The organism is Microcoleus sp. BM001215392, from assembly GCF_036700185.1.
GTDB lineage: Bacteria > Cyanobacteriota > Cyanobacteriia > Cyanobacteriales > Microcoleaceae > Microcoleus.
Genome location: NZ_JAUBOJ010000153.1, coordinates 1 through 15,435, shown reverse-complemented (window position 1 = coordinate 15,435; position 15,435 = coordinate 1). Strand labels below are relative to the sequence as shown.

The 15,435-nt window shown below is 45.7% G+C and carries 12 protein-coding genes; 4 read left to right on the top strand and 8 right to left on the bottom strand.

Annotated elements, in window-relative coordinates; genetic code table 11:
* Nucleotides 1–292: 292 nt before the first annotated feature.
* From QT974_RS17395 to QT974_RS17375, 5 genes are all read right to left on the bottom strand, one after another.
* The gene (locus tag QT974_RS17395) at nucleotides 293–2,524 is read right to left on the bottom strand and encodes a GumC family protein (RefSeq protein ID WP_333469698.1); all 2,232 of its coding nucleotides are present in this window, start codon (nucleotides 2,522–2,524) and stop codon (nucleotides 293–295) included.
* Between the two features lie 262 nt (nucleotides 2,525–2,786).
* Entirely contained in the window at nucleotides 2,787–4,382 is a 1,596-nt protein-coding gene (locus QT974_RS17390; RefSeq protein WP_333469697.1) for a polysaccharide biosynthesis/export family protein, read from the bottom strand.
* 258 nt (nucleotides 4,383–4,640) lie between these two features.
* Entirely contained in the window at nucleotides 4,641–5,357 is a 717-nt protein-coding gene (locus QT974_RS17385) for a cyanoexosortase B system-associated protein (RefSeq protein WP_333469696.1), read from the bottom strand.
* Nucleotides 5,357–6,232, bottom strand: a complete 876-nt coding sequence (crtB, locus tag QT974_RS17380; RefSeq protein ID WP_333469695.1) for a cyanoexosortase B — start codon at nucleotides 6,230–6,232, stop codon at nucleotides 5,357–5,359. The genes QT974_RS17385 and crtB overlap by 1 nt, the downstream gene beginning before the upstream one ends.
* Before the next feature lie 268 nt (nucleotides 6,233–6,500).
* Nucleotides 6,501–7,682 carry a DegT/DnrJ/EryC1/StrS family aminotransferase gene (locus tag QT974_RS17375; protein ID WP_333469694.1) on the bottom strand — a complete coding sequence of 394 codons (1,182 nt, stop codon included), beginning with the start codon at nucleotides 7,680–7,682 and terminating at the stop codon, nucleotides 6,501–6,503.
* Nucleotides 7,683–7,874: 192 nt separating this feature from the next.
* Between QT974_RS17375 and QT974_RS17370 the strand changes: the two genes are divergently transcribed.
* Nucleotides 7,875–8,912 (top strand): NADP(H)-dependent aldo-keto reductase, encoded by a 1,038-nt coding sequence (locus tag QT974_RS17370; RefSeq protein WP_333469693.1) that lies wholly within the window; start codon nucleotides 7,875–7,877, stop codon nucleotides 8,910–8,912.
* A 515-nt stretch (nucleotides 8,913–9,427) separates the two neighbouring features.
* On the opposite strand, the gene QT974_RS17365 is transcribed toward QT974_RS17370, so the two are convergent.
* The 3 genes from QT974_RS17365 to QT974_RS17355 all read right to left on the bottom strand — a co-directional run bounded on the left by QT974_RS17365 (nucleotide 9,428) and on the right by QT974_RS17355 (nucleotide 12,474).
* Nucleotides 9,428–9,937, bottom strand: coding sequence for a sensor histidine kinase (locus tag QT974_RS17365; RefSeq protein WP_333469692.1), 510 nt, complete (start codon nucleotides 9,935–9,937; stop codon nucleotides 9,428–9,430).
* 45 nt (nucleotides 9,938–9,982) lie between these two features.
* A complete protein-coding gene (locus QT974_RS17360; protein ID WP_333469691.1) occupies nucleotides 9,983–11,380 on the bottom strand; it encodes a HAMP domain-containing protein in 1,398 nt (465 codons plus the stop codon).
* Between the two features lie 227 nt (nucleotides 11,381–11,607).
* Nucleotides 11,608–12,474, bottom strand: coding sequence for a substrate-binding domain-containing protein (locus QT974_RS17355; RefSeq protein ID WP_333469690.1), 867 nt, complete (start codon nucleotides 12,472–12,474; stop codon nucleotides 11,608–11,610).
* A gap of 312 nt (nucleotides 12,475–12,786) precedes the next feature.
* Here QT974_RS17355 and QT974_RS17350 point away from each other — a divergent pair, with 312 nt between their 5' ends.
* The 3 genes from QT974_RS17350 (at nucleotide 12,787) to QT974_RS17340 (ending at nucleotide 14,794) form a co-directional block, all read left to right on the top strand.
* Nucleotides 12,787–13,764 (top strand): endonuclease/exonuclease/phosphatase family protein, encoded by a 978-nt coding sequence (locus QT974_RS17350; protein ID WP_333469689.1) that lies wholly within the window; start codon nucleotides 12,787–12,789, stop codon nucleotides 13,762–13,764.
* A 69-nt stretch (nucleotides 13,765–13,833) separates the two neighbouring features.
* Nucleotides 13,834–14,277 carry a hypothetical protein gene (locus tag QT974_RS17345; RefSeq protein ID WP_333469688.1) on the top strand — a complete coding sequence of 148 codons (444 nt, stop codon included), beginning with the start codon at nucleotides 13,834–13,836 and terminating at the stop codon, nucleotides 14,275–14,277.
* Nucleotides 14,270–14,794: a hypothetical protein gene (locus QT974_RS17340; protein ID WP_333469687.1), complete on the top strand. Its 525-nt coding sequence runs from the start codon at nucleotides 14,270–14,272 to the stop codon at nucleotides 14,792–14,794. Before QT974_RS17345 ends, QT974_RS17340 begins: the two co-directional genes overlap by 8 nt.
* The last annotated feature ends 641 nt before the right edge of the window (nucleotides 14,795–15,435 follow it).

Below are 15,435 nucleotides of genomic sequence, written 5' to 3'. Positions count from 1 at the left end.
GTGTTTATCTGTCTGACATCTGCGGTTTCTGTATCGAAAAGAAGACTTATGCAATTCAAGTCTACTGTGATTCCGAGGAAATAAGGAGCGCGAATTAAATAATTTACACTCTCTTATTGTGGGAGGGGCGGGACATCCCACAACCACAATGAAAATTGTAAGTTATTTAATTTTGATTCCTAAGCGATCGCAATCATTGGGATTGCTTTCATAAGAGATCGCGTTCATAAGAGCTTTCCTGGCAATGATAGAAAATATTGAGAATTGCTTTACCAGAATTAAGTGCCCTAATTTAGTTGATTTTGCTATTAATAGCTTTGTTTTTGGGCTTTGACTGCTGCGGTAATTGTCTCGATCGCACTTCGATCGCCCCATCGCCGATCGCACTCAAAGGCAATTCTAGCTCATCAATATCGTGGCGGAACTTCACTGCAATATCAGCACCATTAATAACCGCTCCCAACAGCCGCGGCCCGGATTTGTGCGAATCCTCCTCCTCCGATTGCAGCAACTGATCCGCAGCCTCAGACAACATACTAGACAGAGTATAACCAGGTCGCGCCACCAAAATCATACCGTCCGTATACGGTTCCAAAGTCAGCGCGTCGTTGCACTCGCTCAACGCCGGAGAATCCACAACTACAAAATCAAAGCGGTTGCGAACATCATCGAACAATCTCCGCATTTCGCTCGATTCGAGTACCGCCGATGCCTGGCGCAAAAAGCCCGGACTCGGCACCACGTATAGGTTCTCTACCTCCGGCACCAAATGGACGCACTCGCTGATATTGCCGTAATAGTGCAAAGGTTCCACCGCCGCCAGAGGATCTGCTGCGATTCTCAAAGATTCGACATTGGAAGCCGATCGCAAATCTGCTTCAATTAATAAAGTCCGTTTGCCCGATCGAGCCGACGCAATTGCCAAATTGTAAGCGCTAAAACTCTTCCCCTCCAAATCAGTCGCCGAAGTCAGCAGCACCACCTTCACCGGTTTGTCCCCGATCCTGCGCAAATTAGTGCGCAACCGCTCGTAAAATTCCAAATAGGGAGAATTGGGATCTAAAGCCAGAGGCATCCGATCGTCGCCGTAGGAATCAAACACCGTTACTTCTGGCAAAACTCCCAGTACCGGCACCTCTTTTTCCACCAAAGCCGCCCGCACTTCTTCCCAACTGTAAAACTTGCCATTGAGCATCCCCAACAAAAATATCAGCCCGCCGCCCAGCAGCAATCCCACAAATCCACCCACCGCCAGCATTACGGGTAAACCTCTTTTGCTAGACTCAACATCATCAGTTTTGGGAAGTTGGGCGATTGTCAAACTCCCCGTTGTCTCTGCTACCGCCGCCTCAGCATCTACCAAAGCCGACTGCATTTTGTCGTAGAGAGCTTTTTTCAGCGCCACTTGCTGGGCCAACCGCGCTTGTTCTAGCTGCTTGTTGGGGATTTTGGCGTGTTCCTGGCGCAATAGCTGTTCGGTTTTTTCGACTCCTTTGAGTTGCTGTGCTACCATATCCCGCTGCGTTTGTAAAGCAATCAAATTTTGAGCTAGCTGCTGTCTGGCTGGGTCTAAAGAAGAGTCTACCCGAATTCGATCGGCACTTCGCAGCGGAGCGGCCACTCCGTTACCCCCAAGCACTTCAGATTGTCGCTGCTGCAACTGCTGTTCAAAAGCTTGTTTTTGCTTGAGCAATTCTACAATTTTCGGGTGTTCCTCCTGCAAGTCGGCGCGCAGAATTTTGAGCTGAGATTCGATCGAAAACAGTTGCACTCGCAGTTGCGCAATAATTGGATCGGCAGACAGCGCTTGAGCGACGTAAGCTTGCTCTACATTCAATCCCAAGCGATCCTGCAAGCTTTTAATTTGAGCTTCAATTCCTCCTAACTGCAAGCGGAGTTGCCGCTGCTGCTGTTCGCTGCCGGTAATCGCTTGCGGCAGCGCACCGTTCTGAGCTGCTAAAATAGAAGTTCCTTCTCGTTTTTCGTAGGCTTCTAATTTTTCTTCCGTCTGTCTGAGTTCCTGAGTTACTTTCGGCAAGCGCTTGTTAATTTGGGCGATCGTTTCTCGCAGTCTAGAAGTATTAATAGTTTGGCTGCGGGCTACCATTTCCTTCATCAGCGCCTCTGCTACCGCTTCTGCTTTTTTGCGATCGGCATTTTTGTACAATACTTGAATCAAAGCGCTGGGGTCATTATTCTTAGCAGGCATTTTTACCTGCACGTCGTCCGTCAGCTTTTTAGGAGAAACATTAACTTTTTTAGCTGCTGCTTCAACCACCCTTCTATCCAGCAGCATATCTTTAGTTATTTCTTGTCCTTCCTGTTGAATTTTCGTCGTAGTCGATGAAAAAATCACGCTCGGTCTCCGGTAAGCCAGCGTACCGGCAGCCACATAAACCGGCGCCTGACTTGGCTGCACGGCCACTACTCCTGACACGCCCACAGTCGCCGCCAGAGTGGCAAGTCCCACCCACTTGTATTGGTCGAAAGCAATTAAATAACGTTTAACAACTGATAAAGTCATAAAGATTTTAGATTTTAGATTTTAGATTTTAGATTGCGAATTCTTAACAATAAATCCCGATCGATTACCGAATAATCTGTGTTTTACTGAGGAGTGGGAGCGGGGATGTTGGCACCCCAAACAACACTTTTTAGTCTCATTTAGACGATTTGCCAAATACTAAAAAGGTTAAATCAAGTTCGCGATAAATTGCAACTTTGCGCTTCTAACAACTGCCCACTGCCCACTGCCCACTGCCAACTAACAACTGCCCACTGACTACCTACCTATTATTATTATTAGGTGTCGGCCCGAACAGATTTGTCACTCCATTCCTTAACTGCTCAAAGAACAGAATAAATCCCAAAGTATCGCGGAAAGGTCGAGTCACAGTATTGATTGCATAACTAACGCGCTCTACCAGATTCCTACCAATCACAATCACATCATTATCTTCCAGCATCGGGTTTTGAGAAATATTGCCCTCCAAAGCAGCTTTAGCATCTATCTTGCGGTTGATAGCTCTACCTTGTTTTTGGTCGAACCGAATCAGAGCCATTTTGCGCAAGTCAGCCAGATTGACCGGCAAGTTGTTGATAGCATCTAAAAACTTGCTGCCATTTTCTAGGTAAAACGAGGTCAAACCACCACTAGCGTAACTCAAAACTCGAACGTAGATCCGAGGCTTAATTAAGGTAGACCGCGCCACCAGAGCTTTGTCATAGTCTAGGTTTTTGGTACTCGCGTCCAATTCGGGGATGACAATCACATCTCCCGAGGCCAAAGGAAAATCGAACAAATCGTTAGCTTTTGCTAGGGGAGTGTAGAGGTCGATGGGTTCCTCCACCGAGGAGCCGTCTACCAGCGTCCGCCGCACTCGCACCGCCCGCAAATCGGCTTTGGCGGTGACTCCACCGGCAACCACCAAAGCAGCCGAAATTCGACCCGCACCCGCCGCCAGCGTGTAAAAACCGGGTTTGCTGACTTCTCCGGTGACGGTGATTTGAACCGGTACAGCCGCAGCGGCGAGGCTGTACCTGGATGCTAAATCTTGATCCGACTTGCGATCGGGCGTCACTTGTTTGTAAGGTACAACGATCGCATCTCCATCTTCCAAACGCAAATCCGGCGGAGCAATACCAGTTTGTAGCGGTGTCAAAATATCCACAACTTGCTCTACAACCACACCCCCCGGTAAACTCCGCCGCACGCGCACCGCCCGCAGTTCAGCCGTCGGAGTCGTCCCAGAAGCAGCCGCCAGAGCCGCCGGAAGCTGTGGCGTTAGCAGCGGATAAAAACCAGGTCTCGCCACTTCCCCCGTCACCGTCACCACTACCGAGCGCTGAACCAGCAAAGCAGCGGAGACTTGAGGATTTTTGATAAATTGAGCAAAGCGCTCGCGGAGGCGCTGCTGCGATTCTTCCACTGTCAGGCCGCGCAGGTTTACTGTGCCAATCAGCGGCAGTACAATAATTCCCTCAGGGCTGATAGCGCCCGTAAAACTCAGCTCTGGGAACCGCTGAACTTGAATAGCAATCTGGTCTCCCGGGCCGAGGCGATAGGGTCGGTTCCGAAAAGCTGGGTTAATGTCCCGGTTCAAGTTGGGGCGCCGCTCCAGCGGGGGTACTGGGAGTCTCGGCGGCGGTGGCGGCGGTACGAACCGCTGGGAAGTAGGAACAGCAGATTGGGCTACAGCCGTTTTCACAAAAACTTTGCCGTTCAAGCCGCAGAATAGCGCAGCAAAAGATAAAGTCCAAGCAGTTGAATGCAGACCTGCTAAGCAAAAAGCAACGCGATTTTTAATTCGGGATTTTACCTGGATTTTGAGAGGTTCAAAAAGGGTAATATTTTGAGCGATGCACTGATTTGTTAGTTTCATCTCTGCCAGTCTCAACTGAAAATATTTATTGGCGGCACCATCAGGATTTTTATGTAGATACCGAAGAATGTAACGCGAGAGATGCTAGATAATTTCGGTGCGGTAAAAAGCTCGCCCGCCACCTTACTAAAATTGAAAGCCGCGGTATATTTGCGCTTTTTAACTCTCGCATTATCAGGCTCCCCAAAAATACTTTTTACTCTTTCGTGAGCTGCTCTAAATATTAAATTCTACTCGCACTTAACTCTCTTAAAAAATCTACTTTACCATAAAAACTTCTGCAATTAATTGAGTCTGAACAGTCTGAGCCAGAGATTCCAGCAGCGGTTCAACTATCTTAATATCGCTGCCCGGTTGAAGGGGAATGATGATACTGACAGCAACCCAAGAGGCGCGGCGGTTCCACAGCCTCGCAATGCTATCTTGCCAAAACCAGCGGCTGGTGGCTGGAGAACCCCCGTTAGGCCAAGCGTACCACTGCATGACAGCAAAAGTTTGTTCGGGTGTCCAGCTTCGGAAAAACCGGGCATCGACGGTAGGCGGCTGCTGCTGCGGTATTGACGCTAATTTAACTGTAAATTTCAAACTGCGGTGAGAATCTGTTTCCCACCGGTGAAATCCATCGATGTCCAGCCATTCTACCTGGGGCTGGTTTTTGGCGCTATTTTGAGGCAACAGCAATAAAATGGCGATTGTTTGATGATTTTTAATTTCTTCAACTAACCACCTGTGGCCGCCAATTTGGACGTTATTCTGGAGGCGAATGACTTCCCAGCCCGGAAGTCTCATCCCGTTTTGGCGCAAATTTTTCAATTGTGGCAGGTTTGCAACTGTTGGCGGGTTTGTCCAAGGCCACGTTCCCGTCGCGTAGCCGGGAATTGCTACTGCTACAACCAGTACCAGCAACAACACCAGTACCACAATTTTAGATTGGTACTGCCGCAGTAGTTTCCGTGCTGAAATCATTTGTTTCATTAATTGGCAGGCTGGCTTGGCAAATACTTTTCTATCCCGTTGATCAGAAGTACCAACAAGCCTAGTATACAAGCAGAGTACAAGTCTCCGCCCCATCCGGCGTGGAGCCAATTAAAAAGCGTCTCTCTCTCGGTTCCGTGAAAGTAAGTTAGCAAAGTGTTGCGGAAAATGTTAGAACTAATGCTAATGATAGATGTAGCTGCTAAAAACAAAATACTTCTTTTGTGGGACATCCAAACTCCCGTCCAATCCAGCAGAATTAAGCTGACGTAAAGACTTGTAAACAGCATTTTTAAGCCTGCACAGTGGGGAGCAACTTCGACAATGCGATCGTTGACGTAGAGATAAATTTCTTCTACTCTTACCTTGAGACCAAGGTGGATTAAGATCGAGCCAGATGTTTCAGCAATGAAGTGTTGCAGCGGTAAGGCATAGGGTTCTATCAGGTAAGGAATGTGGTTTGGCGAAGCCAAAAATATGAATATAAGCGGCATTCCCTGCAATTTTAAGCCGCTGATTCCTTTTAAAGACAAGCAAATGCCAGCCAGCATTACTCCCAGGGATAGATTTACAAAATCGCTCAAGCGACTGAGATAAAAAAGTGTTGCTAGTACCAGCAAAAAGCTTCCTAAAAAATGCTGCGAGTTGGGCAAGCGCAGCCAGCACTTTCGGTTCGTCCCTGCAATATAAGCCGCGTAGGGCAAACCAATGATTCCGTGGCTGAAATATTCGTGTTCGATGCTGATGTTTTTGTTGAACCAGCCGTCGTACCAGTGTACTACCAGGGGGGCGTACAGCAGCACTAAGAGTATTGCGATACCTTCGCCCAGGAGGTATCGCTTGAGAACAATGCGAATTCTGCGCTGGATGTGCATGGTTTGAGAAGTTTTGAGATTGCCGCGCCAGGCCGAACAACACGAAAGCGGTTTTGAACTATGAGTTATAGATTTGTTAATTCCCTAGTCCCAGGTTTTGAGAACAGCACCCTACTGCTTGAAACACCCTCAGCATAACTTTTATGCACAATTAAGTACATCCACTTAATTAAAGGTAAAATACCGATCGCTAAACAGTTTACTGTGTATGTCTTTTTAGGTCTTCAGTATTGCGTCTTCCTTCTGTCAAGCGGTCAACTGTCAACCGTCAACTGTCAAACGATCGCTCGATCGCCCGTACCACCTGCTCGATCTCAGTATTCCTCAATCCAGGATACATTGGCAACGATAAAATCTGTTGGCACAGGGTTTCTGCGTGGGGGAAGTCGCCCGGATTGCCTAAGTTTTGGTAGGCTGGTTGCAGGTGGCAAGGTACGGGATAGTGGATGCCTGTTTGAATGCCCTGCTGGGCGAGTTTTTCTTGAAGCTGGTTGCGGGCGATCGTCTTTGTTGGTGAGCCTCCCGTAGGGACGGGCTTGGCTAAGGGGCTTTTCTCAGTAATTTTGATGACGTAAAGGTGATAAATGTGACCTGTGCTGCTGTGATTGGCGATCGGTACAATGCCTTTGGGTGTTAGCGGTTCTAGTAGAGTATTGTAATATTGAGCTGCCTCGTGGCGATCGCGATTCCATTTTTCTAAGTAAGGCAATTTCACATTCAGCACAGCCGCTTGCAAATTGTCGAGGCGGCTGTTGGTACCCATTTCTGTGTGCAAATACTTGCTGGGTGCTCCGTAATTGCGGAGAGTTCGCATTTTTTCTGCGACTTCTGCATCGTTAGTGATTAACATCCCGCCGTCGCCAAAACAGCCGAGGTTTTTGCTCGGATAAAAGCTGAATGCTGCTGCTTTCCCAAAGGAACCTGCACGGTATCCTTCTCTTTCGGCTAAGTGCGCTTGGGCGGCATCTTCAAATATAATTAAATCGTGGCGGTTTGCCAAATCTAAAATCTCAGTGGGGGACACCATTTGACCGTAGAGGTGTACGGGGATAATTGCTTTCGTTTTTGAGGTTATTGCTGTTTCGGCTGCTGTCAGGTCAATTAACGCAGTTTCCGGGTCACAATCTACCAGAATAGGTACTGCTTTGGCTTGGATGACGGCGATTACGGTGGCGATAAATGTGTTGGCTGGTAAAATAATTTCGTCGCCCGGATGAATGCCGACAGCTTGCAGTCCGAGGGCGATCGCATCTGTTCCGCAAGCCACTCCTACGCCGTATTTTACTCCCGAAGCTGCGGCAAATGCTGTTTCAAATTCGGTCAATGCTTGACCTAAAATAAAGTCTCCCCGCTGGATGATTTCTCGAATTACTTGTTCTATTTGAGTTTGAAGCGGTTGGTTTTGCAGGGAGAGATTTACAAGCGGAACTTTCGGCGGGCGGCTACTCATACATTTGAGGAATACGAATTATTTATATTAACATTTAAGTGCAGATATTTTTTATTTTTTTTTAAGCGCAGAGGGCGCAGAGAGCGCAGAGGAATTAAGATAGAAAGGATCTCGCACTTTTTTGCTGTCTTGTAAATCGAGTCATCTTTTTTGGGTAATATAGAATCAGATAATTTTCCCGCAATCGAAATCATGGAATACAAAAAACTAGGCGACAGCGACTTATCAGTATCTGAAATCTGTTTGGGTACGATGACTTACGGCCAGCAAAACACCGTGGAAGATGCGGCACAACAACTCGATCTTGCAATTTCTAGAGGCATCAACTTTATCGATACAGCGGAAATGTATCCTGTGCCGGGGAAGCCGGAAACTCAGGGAAAAACCGAGGAATATATCGGTGAATGGTTGGCGAGACAGCAGCGGGATAAAGTGATTATAGCGACTAAGGTAGCCGGAAGAAGCACTCGATTAAAGTGGATTCGCGAAGGGAAAAATCAGATCGATCGCCCAAATGTGGAAAAAGCCCTGAACGACAGCCTGAAACGCCTGCAAACAGACTACATCGACCTGTATCAGATCCACTGGCCCGATCGCTACGTGCCGCTATTTGGCGCACCGGACTACGACATCGCCCAAGAGCGCGAAACAATCCCAATTTTAGAACAATTAGAGGTATTTGCTGATTTGATTAAAGCTGGGAAAATCCGCTATTTGGGTTTGAGTAATGAGACGCCTTGGGGAGTTTGCGAGTTTTGCTCATTAGCAGAAAAACACGGTTTGCCAAAAGTTATTTCGATTCAGAATGCTTTTAGTTTGAGCAATCGGACTTTTCACATGAACTTGGCAGAAACTTGCCGCTTTAAAAATGTGGGTTTGATGGCTTACAGTCCTTTGGGTTTCGGAGTTTTAACGGGCAAATATCTAAATGGAATCCCGGAAAATTCGCGACTGGCTTTATTTGCAGGATTCGGTCAGCGTTATGATAAAAATAATCTTAACGATGCGGTAAAAGCGTATGTTGAGATTGCTAAAAAGCACGATTTGAGTCCGGCGCAGATGGCTTTGGCTTATGTGCGATCGCGCTTTTTTGTAACTAGCACAATTATCGGTGCAACATCGATCGCACAACTTGAGGAAAATCTCAGCAGTTTGGAGGTGACGCTGGATAAACATATCGTAGCAGAAATCAATTCGGTACACGCGATGTATCCCAATCCTACTCCGTAATCCTGATTGTTAGGTTGGGTTCATATAGGTAGGTAGGTAGGTACACATAAACCTGACCTGGGTTGAGGGCAGGTTTTGTATTAATCAACTGGTTTTTATCAGAGATTCTTACCTCAACCCGCCCCGACAAGATACTATGTTTTGGTTGCGATCGAGTGATATCACGTCCGCTCGAACGATCGCAATAAGTAAGGAAGGTTCGGTTCGTAGTGCGGACTGAAGTCCGCAGCCCCAACACAGAAATAATGGCAATACAAACCCTTTTTGTTAATGTTAAATCATGTCATTTACCTGAATTACGCTCCTAAGATTGGTTCGCTCGTTCGGATTTTAGTCTTCGGGTGAATGCGGACTAAAGTCCGAACGATCAAACCTTCAGAGTTTTAAAGAGGGCTCTCGGCATGACCGCATATAAGTTATTAGTTATCGTCCCATATTCACTAATGTCATGCTTCGCCCATACAAACATATTTGCCAAATTTATTAGATGCACTTTAATTGTTTCCCTACTACACTTAATGCTTGCCAGATATTGGCAGCTCGATGATAAATTTTGTACCGCAGTTTTGTGCAGCATCACAGCATAATTTTCCGCCATGCTTTTCAGCAATTATCTGATAGCTAATAGATAAGCCTAATCCTGTTCCTTTACCTACGGGTTTTGTGGTAAAGAAAGGGTCAAATAAACGCGATCGCACATTCTCGGGAATGCCTGCACCATTATCGGTAAAGGCTATCTGCACTTGGTTGAGCTCAGGCTGAGAAGTCGTAATGCAGATAGTGTTTGGGTTGGTGGCGATCTGCTCGAAACTGCGTCCTTTATTGATTTCTTCCAAGGCGTCAATGGCGTTTACTAGCAGGTTCATAAATACTTGGTTGAGTTGTCCTGCATAGCATTCGACTTTCGGCAAATCGCCATATTGTTTAACTATTTCAATCGCTGGGTGTTCTGCTGTAGCTTTGAGGCGGTGTTGCAAAATCATTAATGTATTATCAATTCCTTCATGCAGGTTGACAAATTTCAATTCTGATTGATCTAGGCGGGAAAAGTTGCGCAGAGAAATTACAATTTATCGAATGCGATCCGATCCTACCTGCATCGAGTGCAGTACCTTGCTCATATCTTCATTCAGAAAATTTAGATCGATATCATCTAGTTCTGCTTGCAGCGATGGGGGGGGATTTGGATAGTGCTGTTGATAAGAATTCAGCAATCGCAGCAGTTCTTGTGTATATTGATTGACGTATGTGATGTTGCCGTGAATAAAGCTAACTGGATTGTTGATTTCATGGGCTACGCCTGCTACCATTTGTCCTAATGCTGACATTTTTTCACTCTGCACCATTTGACTCTGGGTACGATGCAATTCTTTCAGCGTTTTTTCTAATTCCTGCATTTGTTTGCTTAGTTGCCGATCGCGATTTGTCAGCTCTTGTGCCATAACGTTAAATGATTGTGCGAGCATCCCCACTTCATCTTGGTTGTTGGCGGGAATTCGAGTGCTTAAGTCGCCTTGGGCTAATTGCTGGGTTGCTTGGGTTAGGCTTTGAATCCGACGCCCCAGAGATTGTGTGATGCGAAATCCCCAAAGTGTCACTCCCGTCACTAGGAAACTTCCCAGCAGCCCAAAGCCACCCACCACTAACCACAACTTTTGTTCTGCTTGTTCGGTTTGTATGACAGACTTGAGTATGGCGATTTTGAGGGTTGCGCCATCGAATCCTGGTAGCTCGATCGTTTTAATCAAGTAGTTTTCGCCTGCAATCTTTGCCACTTTAGGTAGAGATTTTGGCTTGGGAGCTTGCCAGGGGCGATCGCGATTAAGCTGTAAAGTAGAAGCAGTTATGCGATCGCCTTGGAAGGCAACGAAGTGCATGGATGTGTTACCGCGAATTTGCTGGAGTAGTGCGTCGTCAATCGCACTCCCTAACACCAAGCCAGCCAGAATTTTTGCGGAGGATTTGATCGAGATCAACCCTACGACGGAGGACACAGCCCCATTTTCTGCTAGCAAAATGCCCGATAAACTTAGTCCAGCACGAGCCGCACGATTGATGGCAGTATCTTGTAATATTGCTTGTGTCAGCGCTCCCTGCTGCGAAGACACTAAGAGTTGACCATTTGGATCAACGATTCTGATAAAATCCAGTTTTAATGATGCCTGGATCGGTAATATTATACGAAGTAATAAAGTGCGATCGCCCGCAGCAACGGCGCTGACGACATTGCTGTCCTCGCTCACCCAACGAGCTTTTAAGTAGAGCACTTCTTGTTTTTGCTTCAGATCCTGTTCCAGCAATGTAACCCGATCTTCTATTTCCTTCCGCGCTGTTTCTTCTAAGTTTTGTCTGGCAAAATAACCAAAGCCAACGGTTCCGACAGTCCACAAGCTAAGGAATGCCACCAACAAAGGAGACAACAGCTTGACTGAGATTGGGAGTCGCACATATCTGAAGCCCTGTAACATATCTACTTCAACCTAGGATTGAGTGTAGCTAAAACGATGTAGTGTCAATTTAAACGTCGAGTTGTTTAATAAATCTAGCTTGCCTTGCACTCTCGATACCAGTAAATATTCCTTAAAAATGGGGAATCGATCGTCTAGTCCCCTTTTAACAAAGCTGAATAGAGAAGGATCGAGAAGATTGTTAACTCATCAGTAAGCTGACACTAGGTTCGCAGCTCAAGTTGATGCTATTTACTAACAACAAACCCAGACTTCTCCAAAGCAGTGGTTCCTGACGGGCTAAAAATGTATTTAATCAGCCCTTGAGTAGACTCCGAAGCGTTTTTATGCCAGAGAATTGCGATCGGGCGTACCATCTGATATTTGCCTGCTTTGACATTTTCGGCTGTCGCTTCCACATTGTTCAGGGCCAGACGGTTTACGGGTAGTTTATGAGAAATGGCGTAAGCCAGGGAAAAAGTACCGATGCTGTAGGGAGTGCTTTGAATTGCTTCGATTAATTCTCCTTCTTTTCGTAATATCACTGCTTGCGGTGAACTCTTCAAATCTTTTCCGAGATAGTGTTTGCGGAGGAGGCGCTTGGCTGATTCATCTTCTGGGCGATCGAGTACCACAATCTTAGCATCAGGCCCGCCCAGTTCCTTCCAGTTGCTCAAGGTGCCGCTGTAAATGGCTTTGAGGTCTTTAGTGGTCAGGTTTTTCACCCCTGTGACGCTGGGATGAGTAGCAACGAGAAGGGCATCGTGGGCGACTTCACGAAACTCTAATGTGCCATCATCTTCCTCGGGCTTTAATGTTTTAGAGATTGCACCAATATCAATAAGTTGTTGTTTGACTCCTGCAATGACTGTTTCAGATTGTCCGGGTTCTAACTGAGTTATTTTGCTGTTTTGGGAGGTGGATTCGTAATTAGTAGCTAGGGTCTGAATCACACCTACTGTGCTGCTTGAAACTCCGATTTTGATCGAGGCATCAGTTGGCGCTGCTACCGTCGCAACAGTCGTATCCGCAGGGGTGCTGGTGTTTGTTGAGCAACTGGGCAGGCCGAAAAGTGCGATCGCCCCTAAAGTCATGATTAATAAGTGCGGTTTCATAGCCTACAATTTTTTGGGTAATATGAACAGCGTACTAAATTTTTTATCGAATCCGAGGCTAATTATTATTTTAGTAGTTCCCTGACTTGGCATTACTATAGCAGCAATCGGTAAAAATGGTTGTATAATTAAGGTTTCTTTACAAAACCTAGAGCGCAGCGCAGGCTGAAAAATCCGTAAGTGCGATCGAATAGCATTTTTTAACATTTTCACCTCATTACCTAATAGTTAAATGCTCAAATATCGATATTAAATTGTCTCTAATTCATAATTAGATGGATGTTTTAACAAATAACGAATAACTTAATAAAAATGAAAAATCTGGCGATCGAAACCACAATACTGTTACTCAATTTATTCGCATTATTTGTCGCACTAGCTACAATATTGGGTTTATTTGGAACTAAATTATGGAGTTTTGAAGTTCTCGACCATCCTCGTCTTCAATATTGCTTGATATTGGCGATCGCTCTAATTGTGGGCGGGATTTATCGACAAAAATTGAGTTTTCTGTTCGGCGTACCGTTCGCACTAAATTTAGTGGCGATTCTACCACTCTTTTTTCATCCCAATTTATCAGTTTCCTCAAATTCTATTCCTTTAACTATTTTCCATGCTAACCTCGATCGCCACAATCTCGAATATGCTCGTGCGATCGAGTACATCAGCAGCCAAAAAGCCGATCTGATATTTTTGCAAGAAGTGACTCCCACATGGCTAAACAAGTTAAACTCTGACTTAACCAATTATAAATTACATACAGTATTGCCCTCAGACAATTCCCTGGGTGTGGCGATGCTAGTGCCAATATCTGCTGCGCCGAACATTGAAATAGTCACATCTCAAATCTTGTATATGCCTGCCTATTCGCCACGGCCGATGATTGAAGTTATTGTCCGCCGGGAAGGCAAAGAACTAGCGATTCTGAGTACATCAACGGCTCGCGGTACTAATGGCAAGGGTGCTTCCGAGTTTCAAAAGATAGAATTTGATGAGGTTGCGAAGTGGAGCATTAATCAGCAGCAAGTAGAGAAAAGAGCGGTAATTGCGATCGGCGATTTAAATTCGACTCCTTGGTGCGGTCGATTTCGTCAATTTACGGTTGATAGCAATTTAATTAATTCTCAATTGGGTTTCGGCCTGCAAACAAGCTGGCCTGCGAGTTTGCCTTCGCTGCTGAGGATTCCGATCGACCATTGTTTGCACAGTAAGTCGCTGAGGACTGTCGAAAGGGCGATCGGTTCCAATATTGGTTCGGATCATTTGCCGTTGTTGGTCAAATTGCTGTAAAAACAAGCGAAACTCAACTTACATCTTGTTTGATATCATGTATTTTGTACAAATAAAAGACCGATACAAGTGGCAGAAATTGTCCAACAGTATATAATAGATTCAAGCAGAGAAGTTGGGAGCGGTTGTGAATGGATAGGAAGCGGAACCGAACCGCAATGGAACAATCCTAAATCAACGAAAGCCTACGATCGTATTGCTCGCCATCACGGCCCCAAACTTACAGCCAACAGATTGATCGGAAGAGCCGCAAGCACTAACGATGACCAAGGACAATGGCTAAATGCAGAGGATTGGATAATAGCTGAGCAATTAGTACCGAAATATCGAGGAGAATACATCATTGATTTTCATCGTCCGATAGGTAAAGTTTACCATCCCGATCGCAGGATAACTGAAAACGTCACTCGCGCTTTTATCCAAAGAAATTTTGATGGAACTCTCAATTGCGGTTATCCGATAGTTGATGGTGTCAGCCTGCGGCAATTAAATAGGAGTAGCAGCCATGAATAGCAGTCAAAAATTTAATTTTAAATTAGGAGAGCGTTTCTTAGAAGACTGGGCCGATCCTCCAGAAGATCCATTAGGAGAGCTTTCTCATTTTGAAATGGGATGGCGGCGTTTCTGTTTTGAATACAACCATAAAGTTTTAATTGAAATAGGTGATGCTCAAAAAGAGGTATTTTTAGATCCAGATATCTGTATGATGATTGAAAGTAACTTTCCCAAAGAAATTGCTAATCTCTCACAAGGTCGAAAAATAGTAATAAGTTTTGCTGATAGTTGGTTTGTTATTACGTTGTTACCTACGGACGATCGCATTATCTGTACTTTGACTAAGTTTGGAAATTCTTGCTGGGAAAAAGTGTTTGAGTGCGATCGCACTCACGTATTAGATGTGCTCAGAGGTTTTCTTCAGGAAGTGATGCAGCTAGCTGTAGATCAGGGTTACATCACGCTGTTCGAGAAGGAGGAATTTATTAGTCCGGCTTTTGCTAGCAGTACGGATGCTGTGATATTAGGCAAGTAGTTGGTTTGGGTGGTGGTTTGGGCGATCGCACTTGACGCAGAGGAAATGGGAGACAGGAGTGATCGAGGCCATAGCATCCCGAACTCAACAATTTTTCAAGTCAGGCATTCCCAGCGCTGGGAATTTCCAATATTGAAAATAATAGGACTTACGCAACAATCCCAGACTTAGGGGCAAGTACGGGTATATTGCGCTACAAAAAACCACTTGTCACGATCTCAACTATGGATCGTACCGACTGGGAAGCTGATTAAAGGGACGATCGCTCTTGACGCAAAGGAAATGGGAGAGAGGGGCGATCGAGGCTGTAGCATCCCGAACTCAACAATTTTTTAAGTCAGGTATTTCCAAAAGTGGAAATTTTTACGTTTCAATCCCTGACAGGGATTTAGTTTAATAGCGGGGAAGATCGCAAGTTCTAACAAACAGGATTTACACACGACCCCATATATTGTGTCTTGCAGCAGGAACCCAGCGTAGCGGAGGGAATCCCCCGCGACTCACGTTCGCCCCAAGCGCCAGCGAATCGCCACTATAAAATTCCCAGTATTGGGAATTTTCCCGATTGGATCGCCTTCGCCCCAAGGGGTGCATCTGGTTTTTGAAGAGGGCGAAGCATGACCGCAGATAAGTTATTAGTT

Coding starts and splice junctions, on each gene's coding strand:
- QT974_RS17395 (WP_333469698.1), bottom strand. CDS start 2,524: ATGACTTTATCAGTTGTTAAACGTTATTTAATTGCTTTCGACCAATAC.
- QT974_RS17390 (WP_333469697.1), bottom strand. CDS start 4,382: ATGAAACTAACAAATCAGTGCATCGCTCAAAATATTACCCTTTTTGAA.
- QT974_RS17385 (WP_333469696.1), bottom strand. CDS start 5,357: ATGAAACAAATGATTTCAGCACGGAAACTACTGCGGCAGTACCAATCT.
- crtB (WP_333469695.1), bottom strand. CDS start 6,232: ATGCACATCCAGCGCAGAATTCGCATTGTTCTCAAGCGATACCTCCTG.
- QT974_RS17375 (WP_333469694.1), bottom strand. CDS start 7,682: ATGAGTAGCCGCCCGCCGAAAGTTCCGCTTGTAAATCTCTCCCTGCAA.
- QT974_RS17370 (WP_333469693.1), top strand. CDS start 7,875: ATGGAATACAAAAAACTAGGCGACAGCGACTTATCAGTATCTGAAATC.
- QT974_RS17360 (WP_333469691.1), bottom strand. CDS start 11,380: ATGTTACAGGGCTTCAGATATGTGCGACTCCCAATCTCAGTCAAGCTG.
- QT974_RS17355 (WP_333469690.1), bottom strand. CDS start 12,474: ATGAAACCGCACTTATTAATCATGACTTTAGGGGCGATCGCACTTTTC.
- QT974_RS17350 (WP_333469689.1), top strand. CDS start 12,787: ATGAAAAATCTGGCGATCGAAACCACAATACTGTTACTCAATTTATTC.
- QT974_RS17340 (WP_333469687.1), top strand. CDS start 14,270: ATGAATAGCAGTCAAAAATTTAATTTTAAATTAGGAGAGCGTTTCTTA.